Source organism: Atlantibacter sp. (genome assembly GCF_032062175.1).
Lineage (GTDB): Bacteria > Pseudomonadota > Gammaproteobacteria > Enterobacterales > Enterobacteriaceae > Atlantibacter.
The window spans coordinates 17,596-34,927 of record NZ_DAMBQK010000035.1; the positions used below are offsets into that span (position 1 = coordinate 17,596).

Here is a 17,332-nt window from a genome sequence, read left to right on the forward strand (position 1 = left end):
GGACGCACGAAATTCCCATACAACGAATCGATACAACATATTGATTTTAGACCTCATTGGGAAACCTGCCTTGCAGGCCCCTTTGAAAACCAGTTTTAGCGACCTCGTTGCGCTAAGAGCTGGCTATCCTTAAGGAGTTTGTCCGTCAGTCATCACAACCCTTTGAGGAGTTCCCATGAGCCATATTGATAAAATCACGCTGAGCGACGGCAGTTATCTTTACTTCAAAGACTGGGGATCGGGGCAGCCGATCGTGTTCAGCCACGGCTGGCCCCTCACGGCGGATGCGTTTGAGGACCAGATGCTGTTTTTAGGACAGCAGGGGTATCGCGTGATTGCCCATGACCGGCGCGGGCATGGCCGTTCATCCCAACCCTGGGACGGGCACAATATGGATCGCTATGCCGATGATTTAGCGGAGCTGACGGCGCATCTTGATTTACAGGACGCGATCCACGTCGGCCATTCCACTGGCGGCGGCGAAGTGGCGCGCTATATTGGCCGTCACGGCACGTCACGGGTGGCAAAAGCGGTTTTAATCAGCGCAGTGACGCCAATCATGATCAATACCGATTTTAATCCGAATGGCGTACCGAAATCGGTGTTCGACGGCATTCGCGATGGCGTGGTCAACGATCGCGCGGCGTTTTTTAAAGAGCTTACCCTGGCGTTTTACGGTTATAACCGCGACGGCGCACAGGCCTCCGAAGGGGTGCGCAACAGCTTTGTGAGCCAGGGCATGCAGGGGTCGATTAAAGCGCTTTACGACTGTATTGAAGCGTTTTCAGAAACCGATTTGCGGGAAGATTTGCGCAAAATGACGGTGCCGACGCTGGTGATCCACGGCGATGACGATCAGATTGTGCCCTTCGAAACCTGCGGCAAAGTGGCGGCAGAGATACTGCCTGACGCCACGCTCAAGGTTTACGAAGGGGGATCGCACGGGATCTGCACCACCCATAAGCAGCAAATTAACCAGGATTTACTGGAATTTATTCGCCGTTAACGGCAACCCTGTCCTTAATACCCAACTTCGTCCAGACGGAATTGCTTACCGCAGTTGCCGGGATGAGGTTGGGCGCTAAAGGAGGCGGGGCTTAGCGGCGCGTTGATGGTAGCGGCGTTAAGCGAGATCTGCATTTCGGTAAGATAAGCCGGATTACCGCTGCAAATAAGCTTAAAGGCCCGGACGTTCTGTTTGCCAAACGACTTCACCACCGCGTTATCAAAGGCTTTCCGGGAAATCGTTTCCCCGTAGTGGGCGGCAATAAACGCGCCCAGCGGGCTCTGTTTCACTTCGCTGTTCATACGCACCATGGTGGTGAAATAGGCATCGGGATCGAAGCCGAAACAGACGCCGTGTTTGGCGAATTCATAACGTTCCAGGCAGGATGTGCCGCCTGCCGCGGGCATCACGCTGCTGAGTTTGGCGGCGGCTTCCAGCGACATGCCGGTTTCGGCGGCGGCGCATTTCTGGCCGACCCGGGCTTCCGGCATATTCGGCACCGGACGGGTGGCGCAGCCGAAGCGCATCCAGCGTTTTTCATCGACGCCGCGCACGGAAATGGATTTCGGCAGGCCTGGCCACAGCCCGTGCACGGTTAAAAAGGCGCGCTTATCGTCCTGCTCTTTTTGCAGGCGGCATTCATCGGTTTCATTACGGTTACGGTCGTGCTGCTCCTGGCAAAAACCGGTCTGCCAGGAAAGCGCCAGCACGTAGCGATCAAAATCGCCGTAGCGTTGCGCCACCAGCGGCGTGGATTGCGCGGCGGCGAAAGGGGAGATCAGCACGCTGCAAACCAGGGCGGCGGCTGCGCTGTTCATTATTTTTAGCATTAATGTATTCTTTGATTTCATTTAGTCACGGTATTAAAGCATAAAAAAAGCGCCGAACCGGCGCTTTTTCTCTGTGACGAACCGGTAACGGCCTTACGGCAAAAGCGCCGCCGACGGCACCAGAATTTCAGTGGCAATAATCACCACAATCAGGCCGACCAGCACCGGTACCGAGGTGCGTTTCACCACTTCGAACGGGGAGATTTTCGCCATCCCCGCCACGGCGACCACCACGCCGGAAACCGGGGAGATGGTACGGCCCAGGTTGGACGCCTGCAACATCGGGATCGTCAGATACGCCGGGTTGATGCCTGAGCTGTGCGCCAGTTTCGGGATCATCTCGACGAACGCGTAGAACGGCGCATTACCGGAACCGGTGGTCATGGCGGCCAGCATAGTCAGGATCACCAGCACCAGCATCAGGATAATACTGGCCGAGCCAAACGAGGTGGCGATAGAAATCAGCCCCTGGATAAAGCCGATGGTGCTCAGGCCCTGGGCGAAGACCCCGGCGGCGACCAGCAGCATCACTACGTTGGCAAACGCATCCGCCATGCCGCGATACGCCACTTCCAGGCCGGAGTAAACTTTCTGGGTATTAAAGCCGCGTACAAATTCAATCACCGCCGCCAGTGCAATACACATCACCAGGAGAGTAATGATATGTAACTGTGGGCCCCACTTACCGTCGAAAATCAGCACGCCGACAATGGGCGTAAACGGCAGAATGGCGTAAAACGACGGCGCAGTCGTCTGGATTTCACTGACGTCGAGCATTTCATGGCTAACCTGTTCTTTGTTATCCAGATAGCGCTGCCAGAAGTAGTGGGCAATCGCCATAGCGATGATGGCGGCAATAGAAATCGGCAGGGTGGTTTTGAAGGCGAAGTCGATCAGCGGCATCTCTGCGGCCTGGGCTGCCAGCACCACGTCGCCGGAGGTCGGCGAAAGGATGATGGCCGCCGGAGAGGCGCAAATTGCCGCCGCCGCGCCGCGGCTAATGCCCACGTTTACCATCACCGGGAACAGCGTCGCCATCAGCAATACGCCGAGGCCCGTCGCGGATGACACCGCCAGCGACATCAGGCAGGCCACGAAATACGCGGCAATCATTAAAATATACGGCGAGTTGATGTATTGCAGCGGTTTGGACGCCAGCTTGACCACCATATCGTTAGCGCCGATATGGGTCATGTACGCCGCGAAGCCGCACAGCATCATGATCATCATGCCGAGATCGCCGCCACGGCTCATCAGCAGGATTTTGATGTATTCAAAAATATCGGTGGCAGTGTAGCCGGTGGATGTCGCGCTGGACGGCAGCACTTTATGGCCCATCAGCGCGCTGACGATCAATAGCGCCAGACCACCGACAAACAGCACGCCAGTGGCTGAATAGCCTTTAATGATATAGCGCGCGACGCCAATAATAACGACCAGTCCGATCAGGAGTTCTAAAAAGGTCAGCATAAAGTCCTCATATTTCGACAGTGAAAAGACGACTGGTCGAATAAACGAAATGGAAGGTGAATGATTTCTGCGAGCAAACGATGCGGATTGTGCGGATAAGCCATAAATGTGTTCTGATAAATATCAAGAAACAAATAATTAGTAACTATTTATATGTAGCTGAGCGGTTAAAGTCTGTTTTTTATGCTGATTTTAAAAGAGATTGTGAGGGATTATATGGGGAGTGTTTCTGACATATTTATGGGCTGTTGTGATTTACTGCAAATAAAAACAGGGTGCTTGATAGTTAATAACAAATTAAAAAAGATCATTAACCTTTAATTCACAAATAACCCCGCCAAATGTAAAGCATTAAAAATCCGCTTTATTTCTCATTTTTTCACCGCTTATACTCGGCCCACTCTTGGCTCAATAAAGATAATCATGAACCGCCGCTCCCTGATGAAAACATTACGCCTGTTACGCCAGCATCTCTGGATGCTGACGCTGGCGTTGGGTTTTCTGCTGGCGGCGGGCCAGACGGCGCAGGCCTCCCACGGTTGCCCGTTAGATCTTGAAGGGCAGGTGGTCAGCGTTCAGCATCAGGATCACCTGATGGGCCATGACGCTTCGCCGTCGCACTCTACCGCGTCTCCGCTGTGTGAAAAGCACTGCGTTCCGGACGTGATGCAAAAAGAGAGCCCGCAGATTAACCTGGTGGCGCTGCCGGTGGTGGATACCTTGGCGGTGATTGAACCGCAGTGCGTTCAGTCCACCGATACCCACTGGTCTTTAACCCCTCCCGCAGCGGGGCCCCCGGCAACCATCCGGTTTTGCCGGTTCAGAGAATAACGCCCACATCGTCGACCGTTTTTTAAGCTATTAATTTCTATCGACTTTGTTGGAGTAACTACAATGACTTTACTTTCACGACTGCTGCCGGTTGCAGCGCTGCTGTTCACCTTTTCCGCCTTTTCCGCCGGAAATGAAACCTCCCATCAACATCACGCCATGAACATGTCTGCCGAACAGCCGGTATGGCAAAGCGAAGGCGTGGTCAAAAAAATCAACGACCGCCAGATCACCATTGCTCACCAGGCTATCGGGGCGCTTAACTGGCCGCCGATGACCATGGCATTCGACCGTCCTGCCCAACAGGAAACGGCGGTGCAGCCGGGTGAGAAGGTCACGTTCTCCTTCACCCAGACCGACAGCGGCTACCAGCTCGTTCGCATCACGCCTGCGCACTAACCGGAGGCGTTATGAAGCAAACGACCCTGAGCCTCTGGCTCGGCGGGGTTTTGCTCGTCCTGACCAGCGCGGCCACCCAGGCGGCGGCGCTGAGCCTTGAGCAAACCCTCGACCTGGCGGAGCGTTATTCCGCCCAGCTTTCCGCCAACCGTAACCAGGTGCGTGCCTTTGGCGCGATGGCCGATTCGGCGCGCCAGTTACCCGACCCGGAACTGAAATTCGGTATCGAAAACCTGCCGGTGCAGGGCAGCAACGCCCATCGATTCACCCGCGAAGGGATGACCATGCAGCGCGTCGGCGTGATGCAGAAGTATGTGAGCGCCGACAAACGTGACCGTAAGGCCGACACGCTGCTGGCGCAGTCCGCCAGCGCCAGCGCCCAGGCGCAGGTGATCCGCGCGCAGCTCCAGCGCGACACAGCCCAGGCATGGCTGGATCTGGCGCTGTCGGAAAAAGCCGTCGAGGCGGCGCGGCAACTGTTGCAGGAAACTGAAAAGCAGATCCCGGTACAGCGCAGCGGCATTGCCAGCGGTGCGGCGTCTGCCTCCGGGGCGCTGGCGCTGCAAACCACGCTTTCCGCTCTGCGCGATAACCTGACGCTGGCGGAACGCGACGCCCGTCTGGCGCAAACCCGCCTGTATCAACTCACCGGGGAAAATATCGATAACGTCGCCGGGGCGTTGCCGCGCTATCAACGCCTGCCCGCCGAGCCACAAGTCCTCGAGCAGGGCGTGGCGGCGCACCCCGAAGTGGTGGTTGCCGCCAGGGAAGCCGACGTAGCGAAAGCCCGTTCGGCACAGTCGGCGGTGGCGTCGAAGCCAGACGTCGGCGTGGAGGTCTATTACGCCCGGCGCGCCGAGGAGTACGGCGATTTGGCCGGGGTAATGTTCACTGTGGATATGCCGCTGTTCCAGTCTCATCGTCAGGACAAAGACTATGCCGCCGACGTGTCGCGGGCGATGGAAGCCAACGACCAGCTGGCGCAGGCAACCCGCGACCGGATCGCGCTGGTGCGTAGCCTGGTGGCGGAATATCAGGCGGCGCAGACCCTGTGGAGCCGCAAGCAGCAGGAGATCGTACCGCTTAACCAGCAGCGCCTGAAGGTGATCAATGCCGAATACCGTTCCGGGCAGGCCTCGCTGGACGCGGTGCTCGAAGCGCGGCGCGGCCTGCTGGATGCACAACTTGGCGCGATTAACGCCGAAAAAGAGATGGCGCAGCGCTGGGCCGCCATCCGATATCTGACGGTGCAAGGAGCCGCTCATGAATAGCAAATCCCTTTCACTCATCGCGCTGGTGGTCGGCGCGGCGCTGGCTGGCGGCTACTGGCTGGGGCAACAGCAGCACGCGGCACCTGCCGTGAACGCTCAGCCGGAGCGTAAAGTGCTCTACTGGTACGACCCGATGGTTCCGGGCCAGCGCTTTGATAAGCCGGGCAAATCGCCGTTTATGGATATGGATCTGCAACCGCGCTACGCCGATGAGGTGGCTGACGAGGCGGGGGTGTCGATAAGCGCTCGCCAGCAGCAAAATCTCGGCATTCGCACCGCCAGAGTGGAGAGGCGCGAAATGGCCGCCCCGTTTACCGCCTGGGCCACGGTGCAAAATGATGAGCGCAACAGCGAAATTATTCCGGCCCCGGCGTCGGGCGTGGTGGAAAAACTGTATGTCCGCGCGCCGCTACAGGCGGTGAAAAAGGGCGAGCCGCTGGCGCAACTGTGGATACCGGCGTGGACCGCCGCCCAGCAGGAGTACCTCGCGGTGCGTTTGCTGGAGGATAGCGCGTTAACCGCCGCCGCACGCGAGCGGCTGGCGTTACAGTTTATGCCGGAAGAGATTATTCGCCGGGTGGAACGCAGCGGGAAGCCGCAAACCCGGCTGATGCTGCGCGCCGGGCGCGACGGCTATGTGGCGAAGCTGGACACCCGCGCCGGGGCGCAGGTCAGCGCCACCGCGCCGCTGTTTGAACTGGCGAGCCTCGACCCGGTGTGGGTAGTGGTGGATTATCCGCAGTCCCAGGCTCAGGCGCTGCGCCAGGGCGCGACGGTCTCGGCGACCACCGAGAGCTATCCCGGTGAGACGTTTAACGGCAAAGTCAGCGAACTGCTGCCCGCGCTGGAGAGCACGACCCGCACCCTCCAGGCGCGCATCGTTATTAAAAACCCCGATCAGAAACTCAGGCCGGGCATGTATCTGGCAATCAATCGGGACACGCAAAATGCCGACACGCCGCGCCTGGCGATCCCCGAAGAGTCGTTAATTGAAACCGGCAGCGCCAACCGGGTGCTGGTGGCGGAAGAGGACGGTTTCTTCCGGGCAATGAATGTGAAAACCGGGATGCGCGGCGATGGCTGGGTAGAGGTGACCGCCGGGCTGGATGAGGGCATGAAAGTCGTGACGTCTGGGCAATTCTTGATCGACTCGGAAGCCAGCCTGCGCAGCGCGTTACCGGCTCAGGAGATGAAAACCGAGTATCAGGGCACCGGCGTGGTGGAAGCGCTGGAAAACAGCAGCGTAACGCTGTCCCACGGCCCGATCCCGGCGCTTAAGTGGGGCGCGATGACCATGGACTTCGCCCTGAAAACCGCACAGCCTGGCGTGAAGCCAGGGGATAAGGTGCAGTTTACTTTCACCATGAATGACGACGGCGCGGTCATTACGCATCTGGCACCGCTTAAGGGAGGTACGCAATGATTGCCGCCATTATTCGAGGCTCGTTGAAAAACCGCTTCCTGGTGTTGATTGCCGCGCTGATGATGGCGGCGTGGGGCATCTGGGCGCTGATGCGCGCGCCGGTGGATGCGCTGCCGGATCTGTCGGACGTGCAGGTGATTGTGCGCGTTGCCTATCCCGGCAAAGCGCCGCAGGTGGTCGAGGATCAGGTAACTTATCCGCTGACCACCACCATGCTGTCGGTGCCCGGCGCGAAAACTGTGCGCGGGTTTTCCATGTTTGGCGAAACCTACGTCTATATCTTGTTTGAAGACGGCACCGACCCGTACTGGGCGCGCTCCAGGGTGCTGGAGTATTTAAGCCAGGTGCAGTCGCAGTTGCCTGCGGAAGCGAAAGCGTCGCTGGGGCCGGACGCCACTGGCGTTGGCTGGGTATATGAATACGCGCTGATTGACCGCGCGGGCAAACACAGCCTGGCGGAGCTGCGGGCCTTGCAGGACTGGACGCTGAAGTTTGAGCTGAAAACGGTGCCCAACGTGGCAGAGGTAGCGAGCGTCGGCGGTATGGTGCGCCAGTACCAAATCCTGCTGCAACCCGAGCGGTTGCGGGCGCTAAATATTACCCATCAACAGGTGGTGGATGCGGTCGGGCAGGCCAATCAGGAGAGCGGCGGCTCGCTGCTGGAAATGGGCGAAGCGGAATATATGGTGCGCACCACCGGGTATCTCGCCAGCCTGGAAGATTTCCGCAATGTGGTTATCGCTAACCGCAACGGGGTGCCGGTGCTGCTTTCTGACGTGGCGACGGTGCGCCTCGGGCCGGAAATCCGTCGCGGCGTGGCAGAGTACAACGGGGAAGGGGAGGTGACCGGCGGGATTATCGTGATGCGCTACGGTAAAAACGCGCTGGAAACCATCAACGCCGTGAAAGCCAAACTCAGCGAACTGCAACGCACGCTGCCAGCGGGCGTGGAGATAGTGCCGGTGTACGATCGCTCGACTCTGATCGAACACGCCATCGAAAACCTCACCCATAAGCTGATTGAAGAGTTTGTGGTGGTGGCGCTGGTCTGCGTGCTGTTTCTGTTCCACTTCCGCTCGGCGCTGGTGGCGATTATCTCGCTGCCGCTGGGCATTCTGGGTGCGTTTATCATCATGCATTACCAGGGGATCAACGCCAATATCATGTCGCTGGGCGGGATCGCTATCGCCATCGGCGCCATGGTGGATGCGGCGATCGTGATGATCGAAAACATGCACAAAGTGCTGGAGCAGTGGCGGCACGATCGCGACGGCGAAATGCCCAGCGGCGCGGAGTACTGGAAAATTGCCGAACAGGCGGCGGTGGAAGTGGGGCCCGCGCTGTTTTGCAGCCTGTTGATCATCACCCTGTCGTTTATCCCGGTGTTCGCGCTGGAAGCGCAGGAAGGGCGGATGTTCTCGCCGCTGGCCTTCACCAAAACCTGGGCGATGGCGGTGTCCGCCGGGCTGGGCATTACGCTGATCCCGGTACTGATGGGCGCGTTCATTCGCGGGCGTATTCCCGCCGAGCAGGATAACCCGCTCAACCGCTGGCTGATCCGCGCTTACGAGCCGCTGCTGGATAAGGTGCTGAACTGGCCGAAAACCACGGTGGCGCTGGCGTTAATTCTGCTGGTGGCGACGCTGTGGCCGCTAAGCCGCCTCGGCAGCGAGTTTATGCCGCCGCTTGATGAAGGCGACCTGCTGTATATGCCGTCGACGCTGCCGGGTATTTCTGCTCGCGAGGCTGCGAAACTGCTCCAGCAAACTGACCGGTTAATCAAAACCGTGCCGGAAGTGGAAAGCGTGTTTGGTAAAGCCGGACGCGCCGAAACCGCCACCGATCCCGCGCCGCTGACCATGCTGGAAACTACCATCCGCTTTAAACCCCACGACCAGTGGCGGCCAGGCATGACGATGGACAAACTGGTGGAAGAACTGGACGCACGGGTCAAGGTGCCGGGTATCGCTAACGTTTGGGTGCCGCCGATCCGCAACCGGCTCGATATGCTGGCAACCGGCATCAAGAGCCCGGTGGGGATTAAAGTCAACGGCAGCCGGATTGAGGACATCGAACGGGTTGCCAGTGAAATCGAGCAGCTGGTGAAGTCGGTGCCAGGGGTGACGTCGGCGCTGGCGGAGCGGTTGGCGGGCGGACGCTATGTGGATATCGTCATCGACCGGCGTAAAGCGGCGCGCTATGGCGTCTCGGTGAGCGAGCTACAATCGATGGTTGCTACGCTGGTGGGCGGACAGAACATTGGCGAAACCATTGAAGGACGCGAGCGTTACCCCATCAACGTGCGTTATCCACGTGAATGGCGCGACAATATCCAGAAGCTTCGGGCGTTGCCAGTGGTGACCGCCAGCGGCAGCCAGGTTTCGCTGTCAGAGCTGGCGCATATTACCGTCGCCGATGGGCCGCCGATGCTCAAAAGCGAGAATGCGCGGCTGTCTAACTGGATTTACGTCGACCTGCGCGGGCGCGACTTAAAATCGGCGGTGGAAGAAATGCAGCAGATTGTGGCGGCGAATGTCACCCTGCCTCAGGGGGTGACGCTCTCCTGGTCCGGGCAGTTTGAATATCTGGAACGCGCCACGGCGACGTTGAAAATTGTGCTGCCGTTTACTTTGCTGATTATTTTCATTCTGCTGTATATCACCTTCCAGCGTTTCAGCGATGCGCTGTTAATTATGGGTACGCTGCCGTTTGCCTTAATAGGCGGCGTCTGGCTGCTGTGGCTGCTGGATTATCATCTCTCCGTGGCGGGGGCGGTGGGCTTTATTGCGCTGGCGGGCGTGGCGGCGGAATTCGGCGTGATTATGGTGCTGTATTTAAACCAGGCATGGCAGCGCAAACGGCTGGAGCCAGGCGGTGAGCAAACGCCCCAACTGTTGCAGGCCATTCACGAAGGCGCGGTACTGCGCGTGCGCCCCAAAGTCATGACGGTGGCGACCATCATGGCCGGTTTGATGCCGATTATGTGGGGTAGCGGCAGCGGTTCAGAAGTGATGAGCCGGATTGCCGCGCCGATGATTGGCGGCATGATCACCGCACCGCTGCTATCGATGCTGGTGATCCCGGCGCTGTATCTGTTGATCAAAAAACCCAGGGGATAAGGGATTAGAAAAGAGATCAAGCCGGAAATAGTGGGAATCATCTGAATATTTCCGGCTTATTGGTGATTTTTCAGGAAATAGCCGAGAGACCGTTTAGGGTTGATTAAAATATTCTTTATTAGACTTTTAAAAGTTTAATAAAGGGTATTTATGACGTGACGGTATTTCAAAAAATTGTTGTTGTTTTTATCTTTCTGGCCCCGTTGGTCAGCAACACGGCCACGGCGGCCAAATTACTCGACCATATCGACGCGGGGTATACCACGTTGCGCGATAACGTGGTCGACACTTGGGACAATCCCCAGCATTACGATTTGTATGTGCCGGTGATTACCTGGCATGCCCGTTACGCCTATGATCATGATAAAGCGAAATCCTATAACGAACGTCCCTGGGGCGCGGGTTTCGGTCAGTCGCGCTGGGATGAGAAAGGCAACTGGCACAGTTTGTACGTGATGGCCTTCAAAGATTCGTTCAATAAGTGGGAGCCGATTGCCGGCTACGGCTGGGAAGCCACCTGGCGACCGCTGGCGGACGATAAATTTCATGCCGGCCTGGGCTACACCGTCGGCATGACCGCGCGCGATAACTGGCATTACATCCCCGTTCCGGTGCTGTTGCCGATGGCGTCAATCGGCTATGGTCCAGCCAATTTTCAGATGACCTACATTCCCGGCACCTATGGAAACGGTAACGTTTACTTTGCCTGGCTACGATTTCAGTTTTAAACGTACAAAAATAGACTACATTAAGTGAGGGTGACGTTGCCGTTGAAAATTAAGGGATAAATCGCGGTTCTACCTCTTTCTGATGAAAAGAACGCGACTTTTATCACTTTTTCTTAAACTTCGACTGGACAAATGTCACCACAATTGTTGTACTGATGCCCGACACAGCATTTGTGTCGTTTTTTCATGTAAAGGTAATTTTGATGTCTAAGATTAAAGGTAACGTTAAGTGGTTTAATGAGTCCAAAGGATTCGGTTTCATTACTCCGGAAGACGGCAGCAAAGACGTGTTCGTACACTTCTCTGCGATCCAGAGCAATGGTTTCAAAACTCTGGCTGAAGGTCAGCGTGTAGAGTTCGAAATCACTAACGGTGCCAAAGGCCCTTCTGCTGCTAACGTAATCGCTATCTGATTCGGCGTTCAGCAAGAATACAAAACCCGCTTAATTGCGGGTTTTTTTTGCGTTCGGTTTAGTCATTCAGTAAAACAGATAAATTTTCAGAAAGCTCGCCACCACTAATGCCGTGAACAGCAGCGCGCTACCGCTTTGCACATATTCTCTCATCACATTTCCTCACAACGGACTATTGCGCCATCGTTGCAGGGAAAGATTAAGCCAATATTAAGACTGCGGCGTTAACGCGCGCTAAGTTGCGAAAATAACCAAAATGCGAGCGCGGTCATCATAAATGAACCCAGCAGGTTGACCAGCACGTTTAGCGCCGCCCAGCCAAACCGCCCGTCCTGAAGTAAAAACACCACTTCCGCTGAAAAGGTTGAAAAGGTAGTTAAGCCGCCGCAAAAACCGGTGGTGATCAGCAATTTCCACATCGGATCGATATGGCTCATGCGGTTGAACCAGGCAAGGCCCGCGCCGATGACAAACGCGCCAATCAGATTAGCCGTCAGCGTGCCGATGGGGATTGCATGATGCATGGGGTTAAGACGCAGGCTCAATAGCCAACGGGCAAGACTGCCCAACCCACCGCCAAGAAAAACTGCTATGGCAATATTAATCACATGAATGCCTTGTATCGTTTTGATCAAAGCAAAGAGTGTACCGCTGAGGGCATACTTATGGCTATGATTGTGAGAGCAATCACGGTAACCCATCAGGAGCGCACGATGAAAGTAGCGGCGGGGCAGTTTGCAGTCACCTCTGACAGTGTGAAAAATGTCGGGATATGCATCAGCTATATGCGCCAGGCGCAGGCGGCGGGCGTGGATCTGCTGGTGTTACCGGAGGCGCTGCTGGCGCGGGACGACAACGATCCTGATATGTCGGTGAATTCCGCGCAGGCGCTGGAGGGTACCTTCGTGAGTGCGCTGTGCCAGGCGAGCCTGGGCAGCGAAATGACGACGTTTCTCACGATCCATGTTCCGACCACCACCGGGCGTGCAGCGAACACCCAGATCGCGTTGCGAAATGGGGAGATCGTCGCGGTTTACCAAAAGATTCATCTGTATGATGCATTCTCGATGCAGGAATCCCGTCTGGTGGATGCAGGCGCGGCGGTGGGGCCGCTGGTTGAGGTCGCTGGTATGAAGGTCGGTATGATGACCTGCTACGATCTGCGTTTCCCGGAAATGGCTCTGAGCCTGGCGCTTGCCGGCGCAGAAGTGCTGGTTCTCCCTACTGCATGGGTGCGCGGCTCGCTTAAAGAGCATCACTGGTCAACATTACTGGCCGCCCGCGCTCTGGACAGCACCTGTTATGTGGTTGCCGCCGGGGAGTGTGGCAACAAGAATATTGGTCAAAGCCGGGTTATCGATCCGCTTGGCGTGACCATTGCCGCCGCGGCAGAAAGCCCGGCGTTAATTGTAACGGACGTGACGGCTGAGCGTTTAAAAGAAGCGCGCGATAAATTGCCGGTATTGAAGCATCGCCGCTTCGCGCCGCCAACGTTATTGTGATGAAAATTTAATCAAGGCTTGATTCACCTTGTTACAGATTGCTATTGTACGTCCGGCTCAAATAACCGTTAATTGAGTCTGGCTTTTCGGCTGCCATTCCGGCGCCTGTTTATTAAGAAGGTAAGTATGGGTGAGATTAGTATTACCAAACTGCTGGTAGTTGCCGCACTGGTGGTTCTGCTGTTTGGGACCAAAAAGTTACGTACGCTGGGCGGTGACCTGGGTGCAGCCATCAAGGGCTTCAAAAAAGCCATGAATGATGATGAAAACGCGGCGAAAACCACTGCTGCCAACGACGTGACCGGCGAACGCATCACTCATAAAGAGTAATTGCAGCGACGCGACGTTAAGGTAGAAAAAAACCGGCTCAGATAAGCCGGTTTTTTATTGTCTGCAGATTCTAACGTAACAAACTATTACTTCACTTCTTCGCCTTTGGCCTGCATATCCGCGTGATAAGACGAGCGGACGAACGGGCCGCAGGCAGCATGGGTAAAGCCCATCGCCATGGCTTCGGCTTTCATCTCATCAAACTCGTCAGGACTGACGTAGCGCTGTACCGGCAGGTGGTGACGGCTCGGCTGTAAGTACTGGCCCAGCGTCAGCATGGTGACGCCGTGGCTGCGTAAATCGCGCATTACTTCAATGATTTCTGCGTTGGTTTCACCCAGGCCCACCATCAAACCGGATTTGGTCGGGATTTCCGGATGCGCTTCTTTAAACCGTTCCAGCAGCTTCAGCGACCAGTTATAGTCGGCACCTGGACGTACCTGGCGGTAAATACGCGGCACGTTCTCCAGGTTGTGGTTGAACACGTCTGGCGGCGTGGCGTTGAGGATATCGAGCGCCTTGTCCATACGGCCACGGAAGTCGGGCACCAGGGTCTCGATTTTAATGCTCGGGCTTTTCTCGCGGATGGCGGTAATGCAATCGGCAAAATGCTGTGCGCCGCCGTCACGTAAATCGTCACGGTCAACGGAAGTGATCACCACGTAACGCAGCGCCATGTCGGCGATGGTCTGCGCCAGCTTAAGCGGTTCGTTAGCGTCGGGTGCAACCGGGCGGCCGTGGGCAACGTCGCAGAACGGGCAGCGACGGGTGCAGATGGCGCCCAGGATCATAAAGGTGGCGGTACCGTGGTTGAAGCACTCTGCGAGGTTAGGGCAGGAGGCCTCTTCACACACCGAATGCAGACCGTTTTTACGCATGGCTGCTTTGATGCCCTGGATGCGCGTTGAGTCAGCAGGAAGTTTGATTTTCATCCATTCCGGCTTTCTTAACAGCGCTTCTCGCTCTGTCGCCACGTTTTTAACCGGGATAAGGGCCATTTTGTCGGCGTCGCGGTATTTAACGCCGCGTTCCATCACGATGGGTTTACTCATAGCATGCGTGTTCCAGTTGCGGATAACGAAGGAAAGCGTCTCAATTCAAGTAAGTGTTGTATTTATCAACTATTTTTGAATTAACGCGACGCAGTATATCATTAGTCCCTGCGGTAAAGCAGCCTCACCGCAGGTAAAAAGGGAACAGAATTGTAAAATGGTTGTTATTTTGTGCCCTTGCGCAGGTTACGACCCTGTTGATTTGCTCAGCGGTTCGTTGACCCTTTCCACCGGCGGGTTCCCTAACAGCGCCAGCGTATGCTTCAGCAGCAGCGGATTAACCGTGTCGAGGGTTGCGCCGTTACGGTAAGCGCTCACCTGGGTCATCTCCATGCCCGCATAGCCGCATGGATTAATGCGCAGAAACGGTGCTAAATCCATATTGATATTCAGCGCCAGGCCGTGGAATGAACAACCTTTACGGATACGTAAGCCCAGCGAGCAGATTTTCTTAGCGCCAACGTAAACACCTGGCGCATCAGCACGGGGGTGGGCTTCGATATCCAGATCGGCCAGGGTGTTGACCACGGTTTGCTCCAGCAAGGTCACTAAATCGCGCACGCCAAGCTTACGTCGCTTCAGATTGAGCATCACGTACATTACCTGCTGGCCCGGCCCGTGATAGGTCACCTGGCCGCCGCGATCGCTCTGGACAACCGGGATATCGCCCGGCATCAGAACATGTTCTGCTTTACCGGCTTGCCCCTGGGTAAACACAGGTTGATGTTCAACCAGCCAGATTTCATCAGGCGTATCGGCGTCGCGGGTATCGGTGAAATCATGCATGGCCTGCGAAATCGGCGCATAGGGCTGCAAACCGAGTTGACGAATAAGAATGGTTTCCTGAAACAACACTGCGTCTCCGGAGGAAAAAGGTGGCGGGGAGTATAACACAGCCGGGCCTTGCGGGCCCGAAGACAACAAACCCGGCCAGAGGCCGGGTAGGGGATTACAGCACCATACGAACGATTTCGATATTCCCTAATTCTTCGTACAGGGTTTCTACCTGCTCAATATGCGTGGCGTTAATGGTGATAGAAACGGAGTGGTAGTTTCCCTTGCTGCTTGGTTTAACCTGCGGTGTGTAGTCACCAGGCGCATGGCGCTGAACTACCTCAACGACCATATCAACCAACTCCGGCTTCGCCAGACCCATCACTTTGTAAGTAAAGGGCGTCGGGAATTCAAGCAGTTCGTTAAGTTTGGTTTTCATGTCAGCTCCAGCATTGGATAAAAAATAATAACTCCCGCCTGAGCGGGAGTTGTTTTGATGCTTAGTATATGGGGACGTAAATCACACTTTCAAGTGTTCAATTTTTATCCAAACCAGTGGTGGAACATCAGTTTGATGTAATCAATGATTTTGCCGAAGAAATTGCCTTCTTCAATCTGTTCCAGCACCACCAGCGGACGCTGTTCGATGGTTTTGCCATCCAGCTGGAAGTTAATGGTGCCGACCACCTGGTTCTTCGCCAGCGGCGCATGCAGTTCGCTGGTGTTCAGCACGTAGCTGGCTTTCAGGTCTTTCATGCGGCCGCGCGGAATGGTCAGGTAGACGTCTTTATCCACGCCGAGAGAGGCGCGATCGTGATCGCCAAACCAGGCTGGCTCGGAGGCGAATTCTTTACCCGCTTTAATCGGGTTCACCGTTTCAAAGAAACGGAAGCCCCAGGTCAGCAACTTCTTGCTTTCCGCTTCGCGTCCCTTAAAGGTACGACCGCCCATCACGGCGGAGATCAGGCGCATCTGGCCTTCAGTGGCTGATGCCACCAGGTTATAGCCGGCTTTATCGGTATGACCGGTTTTGATGCCGTCCACGTTCAGGCTGTTGTCCCACAGCAGACCGTTACGGTTGGTCTGGCGGATGCCGTTGAAGGTGAACTCTTTTTCTTTATAGATGGTGTATTCGTTCGGCACATCGCGGATCAGCGCCTGGCCGATCAACGCCATATCACGGGCCGAGCTGAACTGACCGTCTGCATCCAGGCCGTGCACGGTCTGGAAGTGAGTGTTTTTCAGGTTCAGCGCGTTAACGTAGTTATTCATCAGGCCAACGAACGCGTCCTGGCTGCCCGCGACGTAGTCCGCCATCGCCACGCAGGCGTCGTTACCGGATTGCAGGTTAATACCGCGGATCAACTGGGATACCGGAACCTGCATGCCCGGTTTCAGGAACATCAGCGAGGAGCCTTTGAACACCGGGTTGCCGGTGGCCCACGCGTCGTTGCCGATGGTCACCAGGTCAGACTCTTTGAATTTTCCTGCCTTCATCGCCTGGCCGATGACGTAGCTGGTCATCATTTTAGTCAGGCTCGCAGGGTCGCGGCGCACATCCGCGTTTTGCTCCGCCAGCACTTTGCCAGAGTTGTAATCAATCAGGATGTAAGACTCGGCATCGATTTGCGGGACGCCTGGGATCATCGTTTTAATATTCAGGTCGTCGGCATGGGCGGTGGAGAGTGCCGCAACGGCCAGCGCTGTGGTGAGCGCGATGCGCTTAGCGAAACGTACGGAGAGAGTGGTCTTCATGGTAAAACAACGACATCCGTGATGAAGTGAAAAAAAGTGCCTTACTATAACAAATGGCGGTTGGGCTGGCATCCGACTTTGCGAATGACTTTGTTAGCGGTTTTTACCCGCCAACGCCGTACCAGCCAGCCCGGGCGCGTTACTGCGCGCCGCCGTTTGTTATGAATGACTGTAATTGCGCTTCGCTGCTCAGACGTTGCTGGAGCGCGGCGGCTTCGGATTTACTGTTGAACGGCCCAAGCTGAACGCGATACACCGCGCCGTTAGGCGTGACGCGGCCCGGCACGCCGAACTGCTGGCTGAGCTTTTGCTGCCACTGGCTGGCGCGGGCGCTGTCGCTGACGGCGCCGACCTGGACCACATAGCTGCCGGTTGCGGCGGCACCCACGGGGGCACTGACGCTCCCCTGCACGGAGCCGGGCGCTGTGA

Annotated in this window: 18 protein-coding genes; 10 read left to right on the forward strand and 8 right to left on the reverse strand. The window is 56.3% G+C overall.

Annotation, left to right across the window (positions count from 1 at the left end; all coding sequences use genetic code 11):
* The first annotated feature begins 175 nt into the window (after nucleotides 1–175).
* Nucleotides 176–1,006, forward strand: coding sequence for an alpha/beta hydrolase (locus RT120_RS20825; protein WP_312985679.1), 831 nt, complete (start codon nucleotides 176–178; stop codon nucleotides 1,004–1,006).
* Nucleotides 1,007–1,020: 14 nt separating this feature from the next.
* Here RT120_RS20825 and rna read toward each other — a convergent pair whose 3' ends face one another.
* Both rna and dcuC read right to left on the reverse strand, forming a co-directional pair.
* Nucleotides 1,021–1,824, reverse strand: coding sequence for a ribonuclease I (gene rna, locus RT120_RS20830; RefSeq protein ID WP_312985709.1), 804 nt, complete (start codon nucleotides 1,822–1,824; stop codon nucleotides 1,021–1,023).
* Between the two features lie 105 nt (nucleotides 1,825–1,929).
* The gene (gene dcuC / locus RT120_RS20835) at nucleotides 1,930–3,306 is read right to left on the reverse strand and encodes an anaerobic C4-dicarboxylate transporter DcuC (protein WP_312985680.1); all 1,377 of its coding nucleotides are present in this window, start codon (nucleotides 3,304–3,306) and stop codon (nucleotides 1,930–1,932) included.
* A gap of 441 nt (nucleotides 3,307–3,747) precedes the next feature.
* Here dcuC and RT120_RS20840 point away from each other — a divergent pair, with 441 nt between their 5' ends.
* The 7 genes from RT120_RS20840 to cspE all read left to right on the forward strand — a co-directional run bounded on the left by RT120_RS20840 (nucleotide 3,748) and on the right by cspE (nucleotide 11,490).
* Entirely contained in the window at nucleotides 3,748–4,137 is a 390-nt protein-coding gene (locus tag RT120_RS20840; RefSeq protein WP_312985681.1) for a hypothetical protein, read from the forward strand.
* A 63-nt stretch (nucleotides 4,138–4,200) separates the two neighbouring features.
* On the forward strand, nucleotides 4,201–4,536 hold the full coding sequence (locus RT120_RS20845) for a copper-binding protein (protein ID WP_312985682.1): 336 nt from the start codon (nucleotides 4,201–4,203) through the stop codon (nucleotides 4,534–4,536).
* An 11-nt stretch (nucleotides 4,537–4,547) separates the two neighbouring features.
* The gene (locus tag RT120_RS20850; RefSeq protein ID WP_312985683.1) at nucleotides 4,548–5,807 is read left to right on the forward strand and encodes a TolC family protein; all 1,260 of its coding nucleotides are present in this window, start codon (nucleotides 4,548–4,550) and stop codon (nucleotides 5,805–5,807) included.
* The gene (locus RT120_RS20855) at nucleotides 5,800–7,230 is read left to right on the forward strand and encodes an efflux RND transporter periplasmic adaptor subunit (protein ID WP_312985685.1); all 1,431 of its coding nucleotides are present in this window, start codon (nucleotides 5,800–5,802) and stop codon (nucleotides 7,228–7,230) included. Before RT120_RS20850 ends, RT120_RS20855 begins: the two co-directional genes overlap by 8 nt.
* A complete protein-coding gene (locus RT120_RS20860; protein WP_312985687.1) occupies nucleotides 7,227–10,349 on the forward strand; it encodes an efflux RND transporter permease subunit in 3,123 nt (1,040 codons plus the stop codon). Before RT120_RS20855 ends, RT120_RS20860 begins: the two co-directional genes overlap by 4 nt.
* 155 nt (nucleotides 10,350–10,504) lie before the next feature.
* Nucleotides 10,505–11,077 (forward strand): lipid IV(A) palmitoyltransferase PagP, encoded by a 573-nt coding sequence (pagP, locus tag RT120_RS20865; RefSeq protein ID WP_409515074.1) that lies wholly within the window; start codon nucleotides 10,505–10,507, stop codon nucleotides 11,075–11,077.
* A 203-nt stretch (nucleotides 11,078–11,280) separates the two neighbouring features.
* Complete coding sequence (cspE, locus tag RT120_RS20870) at nucleotides 11,281–11,490, forward strand: transcription antiterminator/RNA stability regulator CspE (protein WP_002436076.1); 210 nt, start codon at nucleotides 11,281–11,283, stop codon at nucleotides 11,488–11,490.
* A gap of 224 nt (nucleotides 11,491–11,714) precedes the next feature.
* Here cspE and crcB read toward each other — a convergent pair whose 3' ends face one another.
* Complete coding sequence (gene crcB, locus RT120_RS20875; protein ID WP_312985689.1) at nucleotides 11,715–12,098, reverse strand: fluoride efflux transporter CrcB; 384 nt, start codon at nucleotides 12,096–12,098, stop codon at nucleotides 11,715–11,717.
* Nucleotides 12,099–12,203: 105 nt separating this feature from the next.
* Between crcB and RT120_RS20880 the strand changes: the two genes are divergently transcribed.
* Together RT120_RS20880 and tatE are read left to right on the forward strand one after the other, a co-directional pair.
* Nucleotides 12,204–12,992 (forward strand): deaminated glutathione amidase, encoded by a 789-nt coding sequence (locus RT120_RS20880; protein WP_312985691.1) that lies wholly within the window; start codon nucleotides 12,204–12,206, stop codon nucleotides 12,990–12,992.
* Nucleotides 12,993–13,118: 126 nt separating this feature from the next.
* Entirely contained in the window at nucleotides 13,119–13,322 is a 204-nt protein-coding gene (gene tatE, locus RT120_RS20885; protein ID WP_312985693.1) for a twin-arginine translocase subunit TatE, read from the forward strand.
* A gap of 86 nt (nucleotides 13,323–13,408) precedes the next feature.
* Here the strand turns inward: tatE and lipA are convergent, their stop codons facing one another.
* From lipA to RT120_RS20910, 5 genes are all read right to left on the reverse strand, one after another.
* On the reverse strand, nucleotides 13,409–14,374 hold the full coding sequence (lipA, locus tag RT120_RS20890; protein WP_312985695.1) for a lipoyl synthase: 966 nt from the start codon (nucleotides 14,372–14,374) through the stop codon (nucleotides 13,409–13,411).
* Between the two features lie 186 nt (nucleotides 14,375–14,560).
* A complete protein-coding gene (gene lipB / locus RT120_RS20895) occupies nucleotides 14,561–15,226 on the reverse strand; it encodes a lipoyl(octanoyl) transferase LipB (RefSeq protein WP_312985713.1) in 666 nt (221 codons plus the stop codon).
* A 97-nt stretch (nucleotides 15,227–15,323) separates the two neighbouring features.
* On the reverse strand, nucleotides 15,324–15,587 hold the full coding sequence (gene ybeD / locus RT120_RS20900) for a DUF493 family protein YbeD (RefSeq protein WP_002436065.1): 264 nt from the start codon (nucleotides 15,585–15,587) through the stop codon (nucleotides 15,324–15,326).
* 104 nt (nucleotides 15,588–15,691) lie between these two features.
* Nucleotides 15,692–16,903, reverse strand: a complete 1,212-nt coding sequence (gene dacA, locus RT120_RS20905) for a D-alanyl-D-alanine carboxypeptidase DacA (RefSeq protein WP_312985697.1) — start codon at nucleotides 16,901–16,903, stop codon at nucleotides 15,692–15,694.
* Nucleotides 16,904–17,042: 139 nt separating this feature from the next.
* A partial coding sequence (locus RT120_RS20910) for an SPOR domain-containing protein (RefSeq protein WP_312985699.1) occupies nucleotides 17,043–17,332 on the reverse strand: 290 nt, incomplete at its 5' end.